Here is a 20,601-nt window from a genome sequence, read left to right as displayed (position 1 = left end):
TCCCGCACAGACCACCGGCGGATTCATTTGGACGACGCCAGCAAGCCTTCGACATAGTCCACAAACGCCCGCGCCTTGGCACTCGCCAACCGGCCGGTAGGCAGTACCGCCCATAAATCCCGGGGTGGCAATTCCCAGTCCGTCAGCACGGCCCTGACTTCGCCGCTGGCAATCTCCGGGGTGAACATCCATTCCGCTGTCATTGCCAGGCCGTGGTGGGCGAGCACGCCGGCGCGTATGCCTTCGGAGGAGGTCACGCGCAGGCGGCCGTGCGCGACGACGGGGTGTTCGTGTTCACCTTGTTTGAACGGCCAGCACGCACTTTGCCCCAGGCTGTAGATCACCGCCTGGTGGTTGAGGAGGTCGGCGGGGCTTTGGGGTTCGCCGTAACGCTCGAAATACGCCGGCGTACCGAAGATCCTTGCGGGGCTCTGGCTGATGCGCCGCGCCGTAAGGCTGGAGTCGTTCAGGTTGCCGATGCGCAGGGCGACGTCGATGCCTTCCTCCACAAGGTTGAGCATGCGGTCATCGAGCATCACGTCGATGTTCAGGCCGGGGTGCTGCTCCAGGAACGGCGCCAGGTGGGGAATGATGTGCAGGCGCGAGAGCGTCACGCCAGCACTCACACGCAAGTTACCCGATAGCCCGGCGCCCACACTGCGGGCAATGTCCTCGGTGTGGTTGATCTCATCGATCGCGCGTTTGGCGCGCTCGAAGTAGGCCCGCCCGGCTTCGGTGGGCGTCAGGCCCCGGGTGGAGCGCAACAGCAACCGCACCGCCAGGCGCGCCTCCAACTGCGCAATGCTCTTGGAGACGGCCGGTTGACCGATGCCCAGGCGTTTGGCGGCCGCCGAGAACGAGCCGGTTTCGACCACGTGGACAAAGGTTTCCATGGCGGTGAGGCGGTCCATCGGGTGTCCTCTGGTTACCGGTTGAGGGCGTCGAGCATGTCCGACGGTTCTGGGCGTTGAGTGTAATCCGGGTTGACCTCGGCGTAACGGATCACGCTGTCCTGGCCGATCACAAAGCGCGCGGGCATGGGCAAGGTCCAGGAGGGATCGTCATTGATCAGCGGCAGGTTGTTGCCAAAACCTTTGTAGAGCTCGATCAAGTAGTCCGGCAGTTCAAAGCGCAGACCGAAGGCCGCGGCGACATCGTTGTGGGGATCGCTGAGGATCGGGAATTCCAGTTCGGTGATGCGCGTGGACTTGCGGCTGTTGGCTGCCGTCTGCGGCGACACCGCCACCAGTTGCGCCCCGGTGGCTTTGAGCGTTGGCAAGAAGGCCTGGAGTGCCTCCAATTCCATGTTGCAGTAAGGGCACCACACGCCCCGGTAGAACGTCAGCACCAGCGGCCCTTTTGCCAGCAGTTGTGCTGAAGACACCAGCTCGCCGTCGGCGTTCTTGAGGCTGAACAGCGGCGCCTTGTCCCCCACCTTGAGTGCCCGTTGTGCGGCGCCGGAAGCGATCAGCTCGGCGGTGGCGCGTTCCATGATCGGGTGAATATGCGCAGGCGCGTTGAACGGTGGTTTGCCGGCTTTGAAGTCGGCACGGAAGGCATCCAGTGTGGCTTGAAGTGTCATGGAGATATTCCCTCGGGAGATGAGCCGGTTGGCTGGAGAGAATGATGGGCGCGGCAGGAGAGGCGCGGAAGCGGGGTGGGGGGCATAGGCTCTATGCCAGGTTGGAATAACCGTTGGGGTAGGTTCAACATTCGGCAAAACAACCGTCAGTCCGCTTGGGCAAATCTGTGCTTGAGTAAATATAACTCTAGGGTTACTTTTGTTCGAGCCAAGCCAAGGAGGCTGCGGTGCAAAGCAGGTTATTGATCAAGGAACTGCAAGAGGCAGGTTGGGTGTTGGATCGGGTCACGGGCAGCCATCATATTTTTATCCATCGCTATAACCCGTACACGATCCCGGTGCCCCATCCAAAGAAAGACCTGCCTCTGGGCACCGTCAGAAGCATCAGGAAACGTGCCGGCTTGTTTGAGTTTTAAGGAGAGCATTCATGCAATACCCAATCTGTATCGAATGGGGCGATGACTTCACCGCCACCGGCATTCAGATCCCCGATATTCCAGGCGCTGTCACCGCCGGGGACAGTTTCGAAGAGGCCTACAACGCTGCGGTGGAAGTCGCGCACATCCTGTTGCAAGAGATGGCGGCAGAAGGTGGGCCGATTCCGCTGCCAACGTCGGTGGCGGCTCATCACACCCACGAAGACTATGCCGGGATGGGGTGGGGGATGTTAGAGCTGGATATCTCGCCCTATCTTGGCAAGACCGAGAAGGTCAATGTGACCTTGCCCGGTTATGTCATCCAGCGTATCGACAGGTATGTACGCGAGCACAACGTCAAAAGCCGCTCGTCATTCCTGGCGGACGCGGCCCTGGAAAAATTGGTGCGCTCCTGACCCGGTCCCTGTAGGAGCCGGCTGCCGGCGATAGCGGTTTGACTGATATACCGCAATCGCAGGCAAGCCCGCTCCCACACGTCCTGCGTTTACGCGGCTACCGGCGCCGCTTCGCGGGAGGCACTCAAAAAGCGCAACAACGCCACCAGTGGGAACGCACTGCCCACCAGCATCACGCCCAGCCAGCCACCGTGTTCATACACGCTGCTGGCAATCGCCGAGCCGAAGGCGCCGCCGATGAAGATACTGGTCATGTACAGCGCATTCAGGCGGCTGCGGCTGTTGGCGTCGAGGGCGTAGATGGCGCGTTGGCCGAGCACCATGTTCATCTGCACGCAGAAGTCCAGCACCACGCCGGTGACGGCCAGGCCGATCACGCTGTACAGCGGGTGCACGAAGGCCGGCAGGAAGCTCAACGCGGCAAACAGCATCGCCAGCAAGGAGGCGCGGTGAGTGTGGCCGGCATCGGCCAGGCGGCCGGCGATGGGCGCGGCAATGGCGCCCAGGGCACCGACCAGGGCAAACAGTGCGATTTCGCTTTGGCTCAGGCCATGGTTACGCGCCAATTCCAAGGGGGCGGCGGTCCAGAACAGGCTAAACGTAGCGAACATGCAGCCCTGGTAGAACGCCCGTTGACGCAACAGCGGTTGGCGCACCAGCAGGGTGCCCAGCGAACGCAAGAGTTGCGCGTAGCTGGCGCTGTGGTCGGGCTGGCGCTTGGGGATGGTGAGCAGCAAGACAACACTGATAAACGCCATCAGGGCGGCGGCCGCCATGAACATCGCACGCCAGCCAAAATGATCCGCCACCACGCTGGACACCGGCCGTGCCAGCAGGATGCCGAGCAACAGGCCACCCATGATGCTGCCGACCACCCGGCCACGGGATTCGGCGGGCGCCAGGTGCGCGGCCAACGGGATGAGGATCTGCACCGACACCGAACTGAAACCGATCAGCAACGACACCAGCAGGAACAGGTTCGGCTGCTCGGTGAACGCAGCCCCCAACAGGCTGGCGATGGCCACCACGGTGGTGGTGATCATCAGCTTGCGGTTTTCCAGCAAGTCACCCAGCGGTACCAGGAAAAACAGGCCCAGGGCGTAGCCGATCTGGGTGAGCGACACGATCAGGCTGGCCATCGCCGGGGTCAGGCCGATGTCCGGCGCGATCAGCTCGATGATCGGTTGCGCGTAGTAGATGTTGGCAACGATGGCGCCGCAGCAGAACGCAAACAGCATGACCATCCCGCGGGTCATGGTGGTTGTAGCGTGTGAGGTAGCGTTCATGGTGTTCTCATAAAAGCGAAGGAAGAGGGCGTGGAAGAGTAAAGACATCGCCCTGTGGGCAGTAGGCCGCTGGCAGTGATAACACTCATGCCGCAAATTAATGACTGAATCGTTAACGTTCGGGTCGAACGGCAATGATACATTCAGTCACAACTGCCGAAACAGGAAATCCACCTTCATGAAAATCACGCTGAACAAGATGATCCTGGCCTCAACCCTTGCCGCCGCCATGGCGATTGGCCTGGCCAACGCCGCCGAAGCCCCGCGTGTGGGCGTGCGCGGCGCCATCACGGCGGTCGACGGCGACGCGATCCACGTCAAGGTCAACAGTGGCGAAGATGTCACCGTGCACCTCACCAAAGACACCCAAGTACGCGCCGTTACGCTGGCCAAGATCGACGAGATCAAGCCCGGCAGCTACATCGGCTCCGCTGCCATGCCCAATGCCGACGGCACCCTTACCGCGTTGGAAGTGCACGTGTTCCCACCGGCCATGGCCGGCACCGGCGACGGGCATCGTGCGTTCGATTTGAAAGAAGGCAGCAGCATGACCAACGGCACCGTCGGTGACCTGGTGGTGAGCAACGGCCGCACGCTGACCGTGAAGTACAAGGGCGGTGAGCAAAAGATCGTGGTGCCGGAGGACGTGCCGATCGTGAACCTGGAGCCGGGGGATCGCAGCTTGCTCAAGGTGGGGGTGAAGGTGGTGTTGTTTGCCGCGAAAGGGGCGGATGGCACGGTGACTGCCCAGGCCATCTCGGCGGGCAAGGACGGCGTAACCCCGCCGATGTAACTGCCAAACACAGAGCCAAATGTGGGAGCGGGCTTGCTCGCGAAAGCGGAGTGTCAGTCACCGAATCAATCGACTGAACCACCGCTTTCGCGAGCAAGCCCGCTCCCACAGTTTTAACCGCGTTTATTCAGTTATTGACCGTTGTAGATCTGGTCAAACACCCCACCGTCATTGAAGTGGGTTTTCTGCACGGTGCGCCAGTCGCCAAAGGTCTTCTCGACCGACAAGAACTCGACTTTCGGGAAGCGGTCGGTGTACTTGGCCAGCACCTTCGCGTCACGTGGGCGCAGGTAGTTGTTGGCGGCGATTTCCTGGCCTTCCGGCGACCACAGGTACTTCAGGTAGTCCTCGGCGGCAGCGCGGGTGCCTTTCTTCTCGACCACTTTGTCGACCACCGACACCGGCGGCTCCGCTTCGGCAGACACGCTTGGGTAGATCACTTCGAACTGATCACGGCCGAATTCACGGGCGATCATTTCGGCTTCGTTCTCGAAGGTCACCAGCACGTCGCCGATCTGGTTGGTCATGAACGTGGTGGTGGCGGCGCGGCCACCGGTGTCCAGCACAGGCGCTTGCTTGAACAGCTTGCCGACGAAGGCCTTGGCCTTGTTTTCGTCGCCGCCGTTCTTGAGCACGTAGCCCCACGCCGACAGGTAGGTGTAGCGGCCGTTACCCGAGGTCTTCGGGTTAGGCACGATCACCTGCACGCCGTCTTTCAACAAGTCCGGCCAGTCTTTCAGGGCCTTGGGGTTGCCCTTGCGCACGATGAACACGGTGGCGGAGGTGAACGGCGCGCTGTTGTTCGGCAGGCGGGTGACCCAGTTGTCCGGCACCAGCTTGCCGTTGTCGGCCAGGGCGTTGATGTCGGTGGCCATGTTCATGGTGATCACGTCAGCCGGCAGGCCGTCGATCACCGAACGCGCTTGTTTGCTGGAGCCGCCGAAGGACATCTGCAGGGTCAGCTTGTCGTTCGGGTGCTCGGCTTCCCAGTGCTTCTGGAAGGCGGTGTTGTAGTCCTTGTAGAAGTCGCGCATCACGTCGTAGGAGACGTTGAGCAGTGTGACGGGGGCGGCCTGGACGGCGCCCGCCAGGGCAAGGCCGGCGGCCAGGAGAGAGGCGCTAACGAGTTTTTTCACTGCTCATTCCTTGTTGTTCGAGAAGGGTGTTGATTGAGTGGGGGCAATTTGCCATCGACTATAACGGGCACCGCATAGACGTTTAAAGATTAAAACGCTCTTTGCTTATTCCAGTTTCTTGAAAAGATTATTCCCACAGCGCGAACAGAACGCGGCGTTCGGCTCGTGGCTGTTTTTCTTGCACACCGGGCAGTCATGTTGCAGCTGTTCACCGCGCATGGCACTCGCCAGTTCAGCGGTAAAAATCCCGGTGGGTACGGCAATGATCGAGTAACCGGTGATCATCACCAACGATGAAATCACCTGGCCCAGCGGCGTCTTCGGCACGATGTCGCCAAAGCCCACGGTGGTGAGGGTCACGATGGCCCAGTAGATGCCTTTGGGAATACTGGTAAACCCGTGCTCCGGGCCTTCGATCACGTACATCAGGGTGCCGAACACCGTCACCAGGGTGCACACGCTGACCAGGAACACCACGATCTTCTGCTTGCTGCCGCGCAGCGCCGCCATCAGGTAGTTGGCCTGCTTGAGGTACGGGCTGAGCTTGAGCACGCGGAAGATGCGCAGCATGCGGATGATGCGGATGATCAGCAGGTACTGCGCGTCGCTGTAATACAACGCGAGGATGCCGGGCACGATGGCCAGCAAGTCCACCAACCCATAAAAACTGAAGGCATAGCGCAACGGCTTGGGCGAGCAGTACAGCCGCAGCCCGTATTCGATCAGGAAGACGAGGGTAAAGCCCCACTCGATGTAGGCCAGCACATCGGCGTAGTTCTGGTGGATCTGGTCGATGCTGTCGAGCATCACGATCACCAGGCTGGCGAGGATGATCAGCAACAGAATGCCGTCAAAGCGCCGCCCGGCAGTGGTGTCACTCTGGAAAATCATGACGTAGAGCCGCTGGCGCCAGTCGTTGCTGCTGTCCATAAATCCCGCCTGAATCGAATATCGAGCAAGCCTAGGGGGATTCGAAGGGGCTGTCCATGCGGGGTTTGCGCAGCACCCGGGCGCCTGCGCGCACCAGCCAGCAGGCGAGGATGAACGGCGCGGTCAAGGCGGGCAGGTGCAGGGCGGCAAAGCCGGGGGTGAGGATGATCGCCAGCAGGATGCCCAGCAACGGCAGCCAGGGCTGACGCCGTACCTGGCTCAACGCCACGCCAGCCAATGCGGGGTTGTAGCTGTGCAGGCCGAGGAGGGCGCTGGCGGGTTCGTCCAGCCACAGGGCGACCAGCACGCCGATGCTGGCCCCGGCCAAGGCCCATAAGGCGGCTCGCCGATTGGCGAGGAACAGGCCGAGTGCAATCAGGGCGCCGGCCAAGGGTTGGTCCAGCAACATGACTTGCGCAAGCCCGATGAAGGGCGCGGCAAGCACCGCCAGGGTGTCGGGTTCGGTGAGGGCGAATGCGCTGGGCGCGGCGGGCCCCAGCAACAGCCAGCCCAGCCCGACAAAGGGCGCGGTGTAGGCAGGCAGGTCATCCGGCTGGGTCGCATGCTTCAACCATTGCCGCGTCAGCATCGCCGAAAGCCCGCCGCACGCCAGGATCAGCGGCGGCAACAGCGCCGACCAAGCGAAGTGCTGGCTGATCAACAAGCCCAGCAGCACACCGTTATAGCTATACAGCCCGGCCTGGCGTTCGACCTTGGGGTAACCCCGGCGCTGGGCCGTGAGCAAACCGGCCACACCGCCCAGCAGCGCGCCGCCGAACAACGCCGGGGCGCCGATCAGGATGGCCAGCAGGCACAGCAGGCCGCACAACGGCTGGCGCTGCAGGAATATCTGGCTGAAGCCATTGAGCAGGGCTTCGGCCCAGTCTGGGCAGGTTGGATTATGCATTTGGGTAAGTCAGGTAGACCGAGTTGCCCTTATCGCAGGCAAGCCAGCTCCCACCTTTTGATGTGTGAATACAGTCAAATGTGGGAGCGGGCTTGCCCGCGAAGAGGCCCGAACAGGCGCTAAATCAACGTCTCGATGCGCAGCGAATTGGTCGACCCCGGCTGCCCAAACGGCACCCCCGCCGTGATCACCAACGTATCCCCGCGCTGCGCCATCCCTTGGGCCTGGGCGATTTCCAGCGCCGTGGAGCACACCTCATCCACCTGGCGCAGCCGGTCGTTGACCACCGAATGCACGCCCCACGCCACGCTCAAGCGCCGCGCCGTCGACAGGTTCGGCGTGAGGTTGAGGATCGGCGCCACCGGCCGTTCCCGGGCGGCACGCAGGCTGGAGCTGCCCGACTCGCTGTAGTTCACCAGCACCGCCACCGGCAGGATGCTGCTGATACGCCGGATCGCGCAGCTGATCGCGTCCGACACCGTGGCCTCGGCCTTGGGCCGGCTCACGTCCAGTTGGGTTTGGTAGTCCGGGCCGTTTTCCACCTGGCGGATGATCTTGCTCATCATCTGCACGGCTTCCAGCGGGTACTCCCCCGAGGCGGTTTCCGCCGACAACATCACCGCGTCGGCGCCTTCGGCCACGGCGTTGGCCACATCGGTGACCTCGGCACGGGTCGGGGCCGGTGAGAAGCGCATGGACTCGAGCATCTGCGTCGCCACCACCACCGGTTTGCCCAACTGGCGGCAGGTGCTGATGATGTCTTTCTGGATCTGCGGCACGCTCTCGGCGGGTACTTCCACGCCCAGGTCGCCTCTGGCCACCATGATCGCGTCGCTCAGCTCGGCAATTTCCTGCAGGCGTTGCACGGCCGAAGGCTTCTCGATCTTGGCCATCAGGAAGGCCTTGTCGCCGATCAGCTCACGGGCCTCGCGGATGTCTTCCGGGCGTTGCACGAACGACAGCGCCACCCAGTCCACACCCAGTTCCAGGCCGAAGCTCAGGTCGCGTCGGTCCTTGGCGGTCAGTGGGCTGAGTTCCAGCAGCGCCTGGGGCACATTCACGCCTTTGCGGTCCGACAGTTCGCCGCCATTGAGCACGGTGGTGTCGATGGCGTCGGCATGCTTGGTAATCACCCGCAGGCGCAGCTTGCCGTCATCCAGCAGCAGGTCCATGCCGGGTTCCAGTGCCGCGATGATTTCCGGGTGGGGCAGGTTGACCCGGCACTGGTCGCCCGGCGTCGGGTCCAGGTCCAGGCGCAATGCCTGGCCGCGCACCAGTTGCACCTTGCCTTCGGCAAAACGCCCGACGCGCAGTTTCGGCCCTTGCAGGTCCATCAGGATGCCCAGCGGGTAATTGAGCTGGCGCTCCACCTGGCGGATCCACTGGTAGCGCTGCGCGTGGTCGGCGTGGTCGCCGTGGCTGAAGTTGAGGCGGAAGATGTTCACCCCGGCTTCCACCAGCTCGCGGATGTCATCGATGCCGTCGGTGGCCGGGCCGAGGGTGGCGAGGATCTTGACCTTCTTGTCAGGCGTCATGTGTCGGGTTCCCAAGGATCAGAATGGCGCGGAAGTCGTTGACGTTGGTGCGCGTCGGCTCGGTGACGATCAACCCGTCGAGGGCGGCGAAGTAGCCGTAGCCATTGTTGTTGTCCAGCTCGTCACTGGCCGACAGGCCGAGGGCTTCGGCGCGCGAATAGCTGCACGGCGTCATGATCGCGCCGGCGTTGTCTTCTGAGCCGTCGATGCCGTCGGTGTCACCGGCCAGGGCGTACACGCCCGGCAAGCCCTTGAGGCTGTCGGTGAGGCTCAACAGGAACTCGGCGTTGCGCCCGCCACGGCCATTGCCGCGCACGGTGACGGTGGTTTCACCGCCCGACAGAATCACGCACGGCGCCGCCAGTGGCTGGCCGTGCTGCACGATCTGCCGCGCAATGCCGGCATGCACCTTGGCCACGTCGCGGGCTTCGCCCTCCAGGTCGCCGAGGATCAGCGGGCTGAAGCCGGCCTGGCGGACTTTGACCGCCACGGCCTCCAGCGATTGCTGCGGGCGGGCGATCAACTGGAAGTGGCTGCGCGCGAGCACCGGGTCGCCGGGCTTGACGGTTTCCGAGGCCGGGTTCTGCAGCCAGCTGCGCACCGAGGCGGGGGCGTCGATGCTGTAGCGTTTGAGGATCGCCAAGGCCTGGGCCGAGGTGCTCGGGTCGCCGACGGTGGGGCCGGAGGCAATCACCGTGGCCTGGTCGCCCGGCACATCGGAAATCGCATAGGTGTACACCGTGGCCGGCCACGCGGCCTTGGCCAGTCGGCCACCCTTGATCGCCGAGAGGTGCTTGCGCACGCAATTCATCTCGCCAATGGTCGCGCCGGATTTGAGCAGGGCTTTGTTGATGGCTTGCTTGTCGGCCAGGGTGATGCCTTCTGCGGGCAGGGCAAGCAATGCCGAGCCGCCGCCGGAGAGCAGGAAAATCACCCGGTCGTCTTCGGTGAGGTTGCTGATCAGTTCCAGCACGCGCTTGGCCACGGCCAGGCCGGCCGCATCGGGCACTGGGTGCGCGGCTTCGACCACTTCGATTTTTTTGCAGGGTGCGCCGTGCCCGTAGCGGGTGACGACAAGGCCGCTGACTTCGCCCTGCCAGCAGTTTTCCACGACGAGGGCCATGGCCGCGGCAGCCTTGCCGGCGCCGATCACGATCACACGGCCGCTGCGGTCGGCAGGCAGATAAGGTTCAAGGACTTGCCGGGGGTGGGCGGCGTCGATGGCTGTGGCAAACAGCTCGCGAAGCAGGTGTTGCGGATCGACCGACATAAGCGGGCTCCCGGGGGATTCTTGTTATTAGAGTTGAGGCTTGGAACAGGGACCAAAATGTGGGAGCTGGCTTGCCTGCGATAGCGGTGTATCAGGCAATGAATGTCTAGCTGCAAGACCGCTATCGCAGGCAAGCCAGCTCCCACACTGGATTGCATTTCAAGTCAGGACTTACTTATCGCGAATCGAGAAATTCGCCATATGCTCCAGCCCCTTGATCAGCGCCGAGTGGTCCCAGTTGCCGCCGCCAATCGCGGTGCAGGTGCTGAACACTTGCTGGGTGCCGGCGGTGTTTGGCAGGTTGATCCCCAGCTCCTTGGCGCCGGCCAGGGCCAGGTTCAAATCCTTCTGGTGCAGATTGATGCGGAAGCCCGGGTCGAAGGTGCCTTTGATCATGCGCTCGCCGTGCACTTCGAGGATTTTCGACGAAGCAAATCCGCCCATCAGCGCTTCACGCACCTTGGCTGGGTCGGCGCCGTTCTTGGAGGCGAACAGCAGTGCTTCGGCCACCGCCTGGATGTTCAGCGCGACGATGATCTGGTTGGCGACCTTGGCGGTCTGGCCGTCACCGTTGCCGCCGACCAGGGTGATGTTCTTGCCCATGGCCTGGAACAGCGGCAGGGCGCGTTCGAAGGTTTGCGGCTCGCCGCCGATCATAATGCTCAGGGTGCCGGCCTTGGCGCCCACTTCACCGCCGGACACGGGCGCGTCGAGGTACTGCGCGCCGGTTTCGTTGATCTTGGCGGCAAACGCCTTGGTGGCGGTGGGCGAGATCGAGCTCATATCGATCACGACTTTGTTTGGCGACAGGCCTGCGGCCACGCCGTCTTTGCGGAACAACACGTCGTCAACCTGCGGGGTGTCGGGCACCATCACGATGATGAACTCGGCTTCCTGGGCGACTTGCTGCGGGTTGGCCAGGGCCACGGCGCCGGCGTCGATCAAGGCTTGCGGCGCCTTGCCGTGGTGCTCGGAAAGAAACAGTTGGTGACCTGCTTTCTGCAGGTTGGCGGCCATGGGTTGGCCCATGATGCCGGTGCCGATGAATCCGATTTTAGCCATGATCAAAATCCTCTTGTTATTCGGTATGTCGAGACCTGCCAAACGCCTCAGGCCCAATGTGGGAGCTGGCTTGCCTGCGATGGCATCAACTGGCTATGCCTGAAACACCGCGGTGCCTGCATCGCAGGCAAGCCAGCTCCCACATTTTGTTTTGCGTTTGTTCTGCTAGATCGCGTTGTGGCTCTTGAGCCAGCCCAAACCGGCTTCGGTCGTGGTCAGCGGCTTGTATTCACAGCCGACCCAGCCGGTGTAGCCGATGCGGTCCAGGTGTTCGAACAGGAAGCGGTAGTTGATCTCACCGGTGCCCGGCTCGTTGCGCCCTGGGTTGTCCGCCAGCTGGATGTGGTTGATGTCATCCAGGTGGTTGGCCATGGTGCGGGCCAGGTCGCCTTCCATGATTTGCATGTGATAGATGTCGTACTGCAGGAACAGGTTGGCGCTGCCCACCTGCTCGCGAATCGACAGGGCCTGCGCCGTGTTGTTCAAGTAGAAACCTGGAATGTCGCGGGTGTTGATCATCTCCATCACCAGCTTGATCCCCGCCGCCTGCAGCTTCTCGGCGGCGTACTTGAGGTTGGCGACGAAGGTCTTTTCGACGGTTTCATCGTCAACGCCTTGCGGCCGGATACCTGCCAGGCAGTTGACCTGGGTGTTGCCCAGCACCTGGGCGTAGGCGATGGCCAGCTTGACTCCGGCGCGGAACTCCTCGACCCGGTCCGGGTGGCAGGCCAGGCCGCGTTCGCCCTTGGCCCAGTCACCGGCCGGCAGGTTGAACAGCACTTGGGTCAGGCCGTTGGCGTCCAACTGTGCTTTGATCTCGGCAGAGCTGAACTCGTAGGGGAACAGGTATTCCACACCCTGGAAGCCCGCATCGGCGGCCGCTTTGAAACGGGCGAGAAAGTCCTGCTCGGTAAACAGCATGGACAGGTTGGCAGCAAAGCGCGGCATAGGGTTCTCCTTAATCGAGCAGGGAAATGGCAGTCGGCGCATCGTTGCCGACCAGTGCCAGATCTTCGAATTCGTTGACGGCGTTGATCTCGGTGCCCATGGAAATGTTGGTCACACGTTCCAGAATAATCTCAACGATCACCGGAACCTTGAATTCTTCGATCATTTCCTCAGCCTTGCGCAACGCAGGTGCAATCTGCCCCGGCTCGAACACGCGCAGGGCCTTGCAACCCAGGCCTTCGGCGACGGCCACGTGGTCCACGCCATAGCCATTGAGTTCCGGCGCGTTGAGGTTGTCGAAGGACAGCTGCACGCAGTAGTCCATCTCGAAACCGCGCTGGGCCTGGCGGATCAAACCCAAGTAGGAGTTGTTCACCACCACGTGGATGTACGGCAGCTTGAACTGCGCGCCCACGGCCAGTTCTTCGATCATGAATTGGAAGTCGTAGTCGCCGGACAGCGCCACCACTTTGCGGCTCGGATCCGCCTTGACCACGCCCAGCGCGGCCGGAATGGTCCAGCCCAATGGGCCGGCCTGGCCGCAGTTGATCCAGTGACGTGGCTTGTACACGTGCAGGAATTGCGCGCCGGCAATTTGCGACAGGCCGATGGTGCTGACGTAGCAAGTGTCTTTGCCGAACACCTGGTTCATCTCTTCGTACACGCGCTGCGGCTTGACCGGCACGTTGTCGAAGTGGGTCTTGCGGTGGAGGGTGGCCTTGCGCTGCTGGCAGTCGTTCAACCAGGCGCTGCGGTCCTTGAGCTTGCCGGCGGCTTTCCACTCGCGGGCCACTTCAATGAACATCGTCAGGGCGGAACCGGCGTCGGAGACGATGCCCAGGTCCGGGGTGAACACGCGGCCAATCTGCGTCGGCTCGATGTCGACGTGAATGAATTTGCGGCCTTCGGTGTACACCTCGACCGAACCGGTGTGGCGGTTGGCCCAACGGTTGCCGATGCCGAGCACCACGTCCGACTTGAGCATCGTCGCGTTGCCGTAACGGTGGGAGGTTTGCAGGCCGACCATGCCCACCATTTGCGGGTGATCGTCCGGGATGGTGCCCCAGCCCATCAGGGTCGGGATGACCGGAATGCCGGTGAGTTCAGCAAATTCAACCAGCAGTTCGCTGGCGTCGGCGTTGATCACGCCGCCACCGCTGACCAGCAGTGGGCGTTCAGCCTGGTCCAGCAGCGCCAGGGCTTTTTCCACCTGCACGCGGGTCGCCAGTGGTTTGGCCAGGGGCAGCGGCTGGTAGGCGTCGATATCGAATTCGATCTCGGCCATCTGCACGTCGAACGGCAGGTCGATCAGCACCGGACCCGGGCGGCCGGAGCGCATTTCATAGAAGGCTTTCTGGAACGCGTAAGGCACTTGGCCCGGTTCCAGCACAGTGGTGGCCCACTTGGTCACCGGCTTGACGATGCTGGTGATGTCCACGGCCTGGAAGTCTTCCTTGTGCATGCGGGCACGTGGCGCTTGGCCGGTGATGCACAGGATCGGGATCGAGTCGGCCGAGGCGCTGTACAAGCCGGTGACCATGTCGGTGCCCGCCGGGCCCGAAGTGCCGATGCACACGCCGATATTGCCGGCCTTGGTGCGGGTGTAGCCCTCGGCCATGTGGGAGGCGCCTTCAACGTGGCGAGCAAGGACGTGATCGATGCCACCCACTTTCTGCAAGGCCGAGTACAGCGGGTTGATTGCGGCGCCTGGGATACCGAAGGCGGTGTCCACACCTTCACGGCGCATCACCAGAACGGCGGCTTCGATTGCTCTCATTTTGCTCATGGTTTTGGTGCCTCTTGCGTTTTGTAATTGTATACAAGTGGTGTCTGTTCAAAGTGTATTCACGGCGAGCAGCGCAGGTCAATTCATTTTATTCGGTGGCCTTTGCGTTCGTCGGAAGGCATTTTTTCGACGTATGGAAGCTTTGTGCGAAAATATTGTATACAAAAACAAATTTCATTGTGTTCTATTTGTTTGATCGAGCATCTGATCAAACAGACCTCCACCGCTTTCCCAATAACAAAAGAAGGACGGCACCATGAGCGCTTTAACCTTGAAAATTGCCACCCAACTGGCCAGCCAGGCTTTGAACGCCGGTCGCACCATTTCGGCAGCGCCGCTGACCATTGCGGTGCTCGACAGCGGCGGCCACCTGATCACTCTGCAACGCGAAGACGGCGCCAGCCTGCTACGCCCGCAGATCGCCATCGGCAAGGCCTGGGGCGCGATCGCCCTGGGCAAAGGCTCACGCCTGCTGGCGCTGGACGCGCAACAGCGGCCGGCGTTTATCGCCGCGCTGAACAGCCTGGGGCAGGGCAGCGTCGTGCCGGCCCCGGGGGGGGTGTTGATTCGCAATGGGGAAGGGGTGGTACTGGGGGCAATCGGGATCAGCGGGGATACATCGGACATTGATGAGCAGTGTGCGATTACGGCGATTGAGGGAGTGGGGTTGTTGGCGGATGCGGGGGTGTCGGCTTGATCTTTGGGTGACCTGGCGGGCCTCATCGCAGGCAAGCCAGCTCCCACATTGGCCGGTGTTAACACCACCAATCCCTGTGGGAGCGGGCTTGCCCGCGATGCAGGCGACTCGGTCTCAAGTTAAAGCCAGATGGCATCCCACAGCGGGTAGTCGCCAAATTTCTTTACCAGCCCGGCTCTCAATGGATTGGCCACAATATATCGAGCGATGCCTTCAAGACTTTCTTCACGGCGCACCGCATGGTCGTGAAAGCCGGGTTGCCAGAGTCGACCTTGGCGCCCGGCGACTGCATTCACCACACGAGTACTGTTGGACTTCACTTGACGCATCAAATCAGCAAGTGAGCCTTTCTCCAGCGAGATGAGCCAGTGGAAATGATCCGGCATGACGACCCACGCCAAGGAGGTCGCCAGGCCCTGGTTCTGGGCAATCCTGAATTGTTGAACCACCCGGCGACCGAGTTTGAAGTCCTGGAAAATGGGTTCGCGATCCAGGGTGTTGGTCGTCAGTAAATAGATGCGGTTGGGTTCGTCATAGCGGCCGATGCGCAGGCGCTTTGAAGCGGGGAGATCAGGCATTCCTTGGCCTCTCTTCAGTGGGGGTTCTGAGAGGCTAGATCTCGGTGTGTGGTGCTGATTGGCGGGCTTTTGGCAGGATGTGTCTGCACTGGCGCTATCGCGGGCAAGCCCGCTCCCACAGGGGGCTCGCAGTGTTCATACAATGTGTGTTTGGCGCGGATCAAGTGTGGGAGCTGGCTTGCCTGCGATCGCCACACCTCGATCTCTCAGTCCGGCTCACACCCCTTCAACACCAACCGAATGATCGTTTGCGCCGCCGCTTCATAATCCGCCTCATCCAGCTTGGCCTTTCCCGTCACCGCCGAAATCTGCCAGTCGAAATCCGCATAGGTCTGCGTCGCCGCCCAGATGCTGAACATCAGGTGGTTGGGGTCGATGGCGGCGATCAGGCCGCGGTCGACCCAGTTCTGGATGCAGTCGATGTTGTGCTTGGCCTGGGCGTTGAGTTGCTCGACTTGATCGGCGCTCAGGTGCGGCGCGCCGTGCATGATTTCGCTGGCGAAGACCTTGGAGGCAAACGGCAGGTCGCGGGAGATGCGGATCTTCGAGCGGATGTAGTTGCTCAGCACGACCGATGGCTCGCCCTCGGGGTTGAAGGGCGTGGAGGCGGCCAGGATCGGCTCGATGATGCTTTCGAGCACCTCGCGGTAGAGGTTGTCCTTGGACTTGAAGTAGTAATAGACGTTGGGCTTGGGCAGCCCGGCCTTGGCGGCGATGTCGCTGGTTTTGGTCGCGGCGAAGCCTTTGTCGGCAAACTCCTCGCTGGCCGCCCGCAGGATTTTTTCTTTGTTGCGCTCGCGAATGCTGCTCATAAACCTGGAGTTTCCTTGCCAAGACTGGCGGTTGCGCATGGTAGCACCGGCTTTGCGCAGCGCTCAAGAATCCCGCCGTAGCCCACGTATCACGGGCGTTACACTGACATTGTCTGTCTTGAGGCTGAACGCATTCAAGGTAGTACAGGCAGGCGAAGGGCAGGCTGCTAGAGTTCAGGGCAACGACGCGACCTTTGCCGGTTGCCGTTCTGTCCTGTATTCGGCGTTCGAGTGAGAAACCGTGGAGAAAAGCAGACGACGTACGTTCGCCTGGGGTGTTGGCGCGTTGTTGGTGATCGCGCTGGTGGTCGGCCTGGGCATGCACCTGATGGGCGGCGCCCATAAAGGCAAGCCACCGTCTCCCGGCGAGCCCGTCGCGGTGGTGCCGGTGGTGTTGCAGGATATGCCGGTGTACATCGACGCGCTGGGCACCGTGACACCGACGCGCAGCGTCACTGTGGTAAGCCAGGTCGACGGGATTCTCAGCAGCGTGGAGTTCAAGGAAGGCCAGCACGTGAGCAAGGGCCAGGTCATCGCCCGCATCGACGACCGCGCGCTCAAGGCGCAGCTGGCCGTGGCCAAGGGCACGCTCGCCCATGACCAGGCGGTGTTGAGCAACGCCCAGCGCGACCTCGCCCGTTACCGCGACCTGGTCAAGGCCGGCTCCACCAGCCAGCAAACCCTCGACACCCAAGCCTCCCTGGTCCAGCAGCAACAAGGCACCGTGGCCGCCGACCAAGGCAATGTGCAAAACCTCGAAGTGCAACTGAGCTACTGCACCATCACCTCACCCGTGGATGGCGTGGTCGGTCTGCGGCTGGTCGACCCCGGCAACTATGTCACCACCGCCAGCACCACCGGCATTGTGGTGATCACCCAGATGAACCCGGCCACCGTGGTGTTTGCCGTGCCCGAGGATGACCTGGCTGCAATCGACCAGGCCCTGGCCCGTGGCGCCGTGCCCGTGCTGGCTTACGACCGCAACAAGAAGTCCTTGCTGGCCACCGGCAGCCTGTTGGCCCTGGATAACCAGGTGGACACCAGCACCGGCACGATCAAGGTCAAGGCGCAGTTCGACGATTCGGGCGATGCCCTGTTCCCCAATCAGTTCGTCAACGCACGGCTCAAAGCCGACACCTTGAGCCAGATCGCCGTGGTGCCGACCCGCGCGATCCAGCACGGCAGCAAAGGCGATTTCGTGTTTGTGGTGAATGGCAACAAGGCCAGCCTGCGCACGATCAAGACCGGCCCGTCCACCGGCGACGTGTCGGCGGTGCTCGACAACGGCGTCAAGGCCGGTGAGCAGGTGGTCACCGAGGGCGCCGACAAACTGGACGATGGCTCCGTGGTGAAGGTCGTCGCCCAGTGAGGAGCTGCCGAGCATGAACATTTCGCGGCCCTTTATCGAACGCCCGGTCGCCACCACCTTGATGATGGTGGCGGTGCTGCTGCTCGGCCTGTTGGGGTATCACTTGCTGTCGGTGTCGGCGCTGCCCGAGGTGGATTACCCGACCATCCAAGTCTTCACCCAATACCCTGGCGCCAGCCCGGATGTGGTCAGTTCCTCGATCACCGCGCCGCTGGAGCGCCAGCTCGGTGAAATGCCCGGGCTCAAGTCGATGAACTCCACCAGCTCCGACGGCGCCTCGGTAGTGACCCTGCAGTTCGACCTGTCGCTGTCCCTGGACGTGGCCGAACAAGAAGTGCAGGCAGCGATCAACGCGGCGGGCACGTTCCTGCCGGCGAACCTGCCGTACCCGCCGGTGTACAGCAAGGTCAATCCGGCCGATGCGCCGGTACTGACGCTGTCGCTGACCTCCGACGTGCTGCCGCTGACCAAGGTCGAAGACCTGGCCGACACGCGCCTGGCGCAGAAGATCTCGCAGATCACCGGCGTCGGCCTGGTGACCATCAGCGGCGGCCAGCGCCCGGCCGTGCGGGTGGAGGCCAACACCTCGGCGCTGAACAGCCTCGGCCTGTCCCTGGATGATTTGCGCACCTCGCTGGGCACGGCCAACGTCAACCAGGCCAAGGGCAATATCGATGGCAAGTTCCAGGCGTATTCCATCGGCGCCAACGACCAACTGCAATCGGCCGAGGAATACCGCGACCTGGTGATCGCCTACAAGCATGGCGCGCCGATCCGCCTGTCGCAGATCGCCAGTTCCACCCAAGGGCCGGAAAACCCGCGCCAAGCGGCCTGGACCAATGACACGCCGTCCATCGTGCTGAATATCCAGCGTCAACCCGGTGCCAATGTGATCGAGGTGGTCGACCGCGTGCAGCAACTGCTGCCCAAGTTGCGCGCCAGCCTGCCGGGCACCTTGAAGGTGACGGTGCTGACCGACCGCACCCAGACCATCCGCGCCTCGGTCACCGATGTGCAGTACGAGCTGGGGCTGGCGATCCTGCTGGTGGTGATCGTGATCTTCCTGTTCCTGCGCAATATCCCGGCGACGATCATCCCCGCCGTCACCATCCCGCTGACGCTGATCGGCACCTTGGCAGTGGCCTACGCCCTGGGTTTTTCGCTGAACAACCTGACGCTGATGGCGCTGACCATTGCCATCGGGTTTGTGGTGGATGACGCCATCGTCATGATCGAAAACATCACCCGTTACCTGGAGGCGGGCGACACGCCGTTGCAGGCCGCGCTCAAGGGCGCCGAGCAGATCGGCTTCACCATCATTTCGCTGTCCATCGCACTGATTGCGGTGATGATCCCGCTGCTGTTCATGGGCGATGTGGTGGGGCGGTTATTCCGCGAATTCGCCATGACCGTGGCGGTGACCATCGTGATTTCGGCGGTGATTTCCCTGACGCTCACACCGATGATGTGCGCGCGCATGCTCAAGTCCAAGCACGAGGCGCGCCGGCCGGATTTCTTCGACCGGATCAACCGCCATTACGTGCGCGGCCTGGACTGGGTGCTGGCGCACCGCACCCTCACGCTGATCTCGGTGGTGCTCACGGCTGCGCTCACGTTGTTCACCTTGGTGATCATGCCCAAGGGGTTTTTCCCGGACCAGGACACCGGCCTGATCCAGGGTATTTCCCAGGCGTCGCCGACCGTTTCGTTCCAGCAGATGCAGGTTGAGCAGCAACGTTTGGCCGCGCGTATTCTCAAGGATCCGGCCGTGCAGAGCCTGTCCTCGTTCGTGGGGATCGACCAGACCAACCCGACCATCAACCAAGGCAACCTGCTGATCAACCTCAAGCCCCGTGGCGAGCGTGACAGCAGCACCGCCGTGATCCGCCGCCTCGCGGACGCCAATGCCGATGACGCCGGCATCCGCCTGTACCTGCACTCGGTGCAAGACCTGACCCTGGACGCCACGGTGTCCACCACCAGCTACCGCCTCGGCCTGCAAGCCACCGACCCGGATGAGCTGGAACAGTGGACTACCAAACTGCTCGCCGCGATCAAGAAAGACCCGATGTTCACCGATGTGCAAAGCCAGGCCATGCAGTTCGGCAACCAGATCAAGCTGACCTTCGACCGCGCCACCGCCTCGCGCCTGGGCATCACCCCGCAAGCCATCGACGATGTGCTGTACGACGCCTTTGGCCAGCGCCAGGTATCGACCCTCTACACCCAGCTCAACCAGTACCACGTGGTGATCGCCACCGACCACCCGCCGCGTAACCTGCCGGACTTGCTCACCGGTTTGTACGTGGACATTCCCGCAGGCGGGGTGGCGCCGCTGTCGAGCATGGCGACCCTGGAAGTGGTGCGTACGCCGGTCACCATCAACCGCCTGGGGCAGTTTCCCTATGCGGACGTGTCGTTCAACCTCGCGCCCGGCCAAACGTTGGGCGCGGCGGTCACGCGTTTGCAGGACATCGAAGCCCAGGTCGGCCTGCCGCTGTCGGTGCAAGCCAACCTGGAGGGCGCGGCGGCGACGTTCCAGGCGTCGTTGTCCAACCAGGTGTTCCTGGTGTTGGCGGCGATTGTGGTGGTGTACCTGATGCTCGGCATTCTGTACGAGAGCTTCGTGCACCCGGTGACCATCCTCTCGACCTTGCTCTCGGCGGCCCTCGGTGCGTTGCTGGCGCTGCTGCTGACCGGCACGCAGTTCGACATCATTGGCTTGATCGGCATCGTGTTGCTGATCGGCATTGTGATGAAGAACGGCATCATGATGGTCGACTTCGCCCTGGAGCTGTTGCGCGAAGGCGGCTTGAGCCCGGTGGCTGCGATTCGCCAGGCGGCGGAGTTGCGGTTCCGGCCGATCCTGATGACCAGCATGGCCTCGCTGTTCGGTGCGGTGCCGTTGGCGCTGGGCACGGGGATTGGTTCGGAGTTGCGTCACCCGCTGGGCATCGCAATCATCGGCGGCCTGTTGCTGAGCCAGTTGCTCACGCTGTTTTCCACCCCGGTGATCTTCCTCGCCATGCACGGCCTGGGCGAGCGTTTCAGCCGTCGTCCGGTTGCCGTGGATTGATG

General features: G+C 62.4%; 19 protein-coding genes. 6 read left to right on the top strand and 13 right to left on the bottom strand.

The features are described from left to right. Nucleotides 1-23: 23 nt before the first annotated feature. Both M2394_RS17430 and M2394_RS17425 read right to left on the bottom strand, forming a co-directional pair. Nucleotides 24-911: a LysR family transcriptional regulator gene (locus M2394_RS17430; RefSeq protein WP_178925546.1), complete on the bottom strand. Its 888-nt coding sequence runs from the start codon at nt 909-911 to the stop codon at nt 24-26. Nucleotides 912-925: 14 nt separating this feature from the next. Next, complete coding sequence (locus tag M2394_RS17425; RefSeq protein WP_178925545.1) at nt 926-1,582, bottom strand: peroxiredoxin-like family protein; 657 nt, start codon at nt 1,580-1,582, stop codon at nt 926-928. Between the two features lie 227 nt (nt 1,583-1,809). On the opposite strand from M2394_RS17425, the gene M2394_RS17420 reads away from it, so the two are divergent. Continuing rightward, a complete protein-coding gene (locus M2394_RS17420) occupies nt 1,810-1,998 on the top strand; it encodes a type II toxin-antitoxin system HicA family toxin (protein ID WP_178925544.1) in 189 nt (62 codons plus the stop codon). Between the two features lie 11 nt (nt 1,999-2,009). Then, nucleotides 2,010-2,414: a type II toxin-antitoxin system HicB family antitoxin gene (locus tag M2394_RS17415; RefSeq protein WP_259173269.1), complete on the top strand. Its 405-nt coding sequence runs from the start codon at nt 2,010-2,012 to the stop codon at nt 2,412-2,414. A gap of 89 nt (nt 2,415-2,503) precedes the next feature. Here the strand turns inward: M2394_RS17415 and M2394_RS17410 are convergent, their stop codons facing one another. Further along, nucleotides 2,504-3,700 (bottom strand): MFS transporter, encoded by a 1,197-nt coding sequence (locus M2394_RS17410; protein ID WP_178925542.1) that lies wholly within the window; start codon nt 3,698-3,700, stop codon nt 2,504-2,506. 178 nt (nt 3,701-3,878) lie between these two features. Between M2394_RS17410 and M2394_RS17405 the strand changes: the two genes are divergently transcribed. After that, nucleotides 3,879-4,493: a DUF5666 domain-containing protein gene (locus tag M2394_RS17405; RefSeq protein ID WP_178925541.1), complete on the top strand. Its 615-nt coding sequence runs from the start codon at nt 3,879-3,881 to the stop codon at nt 4,491-4,493. 131 nt (nt 4,494-4,624) lie between these two features. Here the strand turns inward: M2394_RS17405 and M2394_RS17400 are convergent, their stop codons facing one another. The 8 genes from M2394_RS17400 to gcl all read right to left on the bottom strand — a co-directional run bounded on the left by M2394_RS17400 (nt 4,625) and on the right by gcl (nt 14,067). Beyond that, nucleotides 4,625-5,629 carry a sulfate ABC transporter substrate-binding protein gene (locus M2394_RS17400; RefSeq protein ID WP_178925540.1) on the bottom strand — a complete coding sequence of 335 codons (1,005 nt, stop codon included), beginning with the start codon at nt 5,627-5,629 and terminating at the stop codon, nt 4,625-4,627. Nucleotides 5,630-5,734: 105 nt separating this feature from the next. After that, nucleotides 5,735-6,559 (bottom strand): ion transporter, encoded by an 825-nt coding sequence (locus M2394_RS17395; RefSeq protein WP_178925539.1) that lies wholly within the window; start codon nt 6,557-6,559, stop codon nt 5,735-5,737. 31 nt (nt 6,560-6,590) lie between these two features. After that, the gene (locus M2394_RS17390; RefSeq protein ID WP_259173268.1) at nt 6,591-7,466 is read right to left on the bottom strand and encodes an urea transporter; all 876 of its coding nucleotides are present in this window, start codon (nt 7,464-7,466) and stop codon (nt 6,591-6,593) included. A 119-nt stretch (nt 7,467-7,585) separates the two neighbouring features. Further along, on the bottom strand, nt 7,586-9,001 hold the full coding sequence (pyk, locus tag M2394_RS17385; RefSeq protein ID WP_176998190.1) for a pyruvate kinase: 1,416 nt from the start codon (nt 8,999-9,001) through the stop codon (nt 7,586-7,588). Then, nucleotides 8,991-10,271 carry a glycerate kinase gene (locus M2394_RS17380; protein WP_178925536.1) on the bottom strand — a complete coding sequence of 427 codons (1,281 nt, stop codon included), beginning with the start codon at nt 10,269-10,271 and terminating at the stop codon, nt 8,991-8,993. The genes pyk and M2394_RS17380 overlap by 11 nt, the downstream gene beginning before the upstream one ends. A gap of 171 nt (nt 10,272-10,442) precedes the next feature. Further along, the gene (locus M2394_RS17375; RefSeq protein WP_071496242.1) at nt 10,443-11,333 is read right to left on the bottom strand and encodes a 2-hydroxy-3-oxopropionate reductase; all 891 of its coding nucleotides are present in this window, start codon (nt 11,331-11,333) and stop codon (nt 10,443-10,445) included. Between the two features lie 165 nt (nt 11,334-11,498). Further along, nucleotides 11,499-12,281 carry a hydroxypyruvate isomerase gene (gene hyi / locus M2394_RS17370; RefSeq protein WP_259173265.1) on the bottom strand — a complete coding sequence of 261 codons (783 nt, stop codon included), beginning with the start codon at nt 12,279-12,281 and terminating at the stop codon, nt 11,499-11,501. Between the two features lie 10 nt (nt 12,282-12,291). Beyond that, nucleotides 12,292-14,067: a glyoxylate carboligase gene (gene gcl / locus M2394_RS17365; RefSeq protein ID WP_178925534.1), complete on the bottom strand. Its 1,776-nt coding sequence runs from the start codon at nt 14,065-14,067 to the stop codon at nt 12,292-12,294. A gap of 256 nt (nt 14,068-14,323) precedes the next feature. Between gcl and M2394_RS17360 the strand changes: the two genes are divergently transcribed. After that, on the top strand, nt 14,324-14,764 hold the full coding sequence (locus tag M2394_RS17360; RefSeq protein ID WP_178925533.1) for a heme-binding protein: 441 nt from the start codon (nt 14,324-14,326) through the stop codon (nt 14,762-14,764). Nucleotides 14,765-14,883: 119 nt separating this feature from the next. Here M2394_RS17360 and M2394_RS17355 read toward each other — a convergent pair whose 3' ends face one another. After that, nucleotides 14,884-15,342 carry an REP-associated tyrosine transposase gene (locus M2394_RS17355; protein ID WP_259173264.1) on the bottom strand — a complete coding sequence of 153 codons (459 nt, stop codon included), beginning with the start codon at nt 15,340-15,342 and terminating at the stop codon, nt 14,884-14,886. Nucleotides 15,343-15,548: 206 nt separating this feature from the next. Beyond that, nucleotides 15,549-16,154: a TetR/AcrR family transcriptional regulator gene (locus M2394_RS17350; RefSeq protein ID WP_178925719.1), complete on the bottom strand. Its 606-nt coding sequence runs from the start codon at nt 16,152-16,154 to the stop codon at nt 15,549-15,551. 241 nt (nt 16,155-16,395) lie between these two features. Between M2394_RS17350 and M2394_RS17345 the strand changes: the two genes are divergently transcribed. Both M2394_RS17345 and M2394_RS17340 read left to right on the top strand, forming a co-directional pair. Then, nucleotides 16,396-17,523, top strand: coding sequence for an efflux RND transporter periplasmic adaptor subunit (locus tag M2394_RS17345; RefSeq protein WP_259173263.1), 1,128 nt, complete (start codon nt 16,396-16,398; stop codon nt 17,521-17,523). 13 nt (nt 17,524-17,536) lie between these two features. Continuing rightward, nucleotides 17,537-20,599: an efflux RND transporter permease subunit gene (locus tag M2394_RS17340; RefSeq protein WP_259173262.1), complete on the top strand. Its 3,063-nt coding sequence runs from the start codon at nt 17,537-17,539 to the stop codon at nt 20,597-20,599. Nucleotides 20,600-20,601: the final 2 nt, after the last annotated feature.

Source organism: Pseudomonas sp. BIGb0164 (genome assembly GCF_024810135.1).
Taxonomy (GTDB): Bacteria; Pseudomonadota; Gammaproteobacteria; order Pseudomonadales; family Pseudomonadaceae; genus Aquipseudomonas.
The sequence above is the reverse complement of the archived record's forward strand: the minus strand, read 5'-3'. Positions and strand labels throughout refer to the sequence as shown.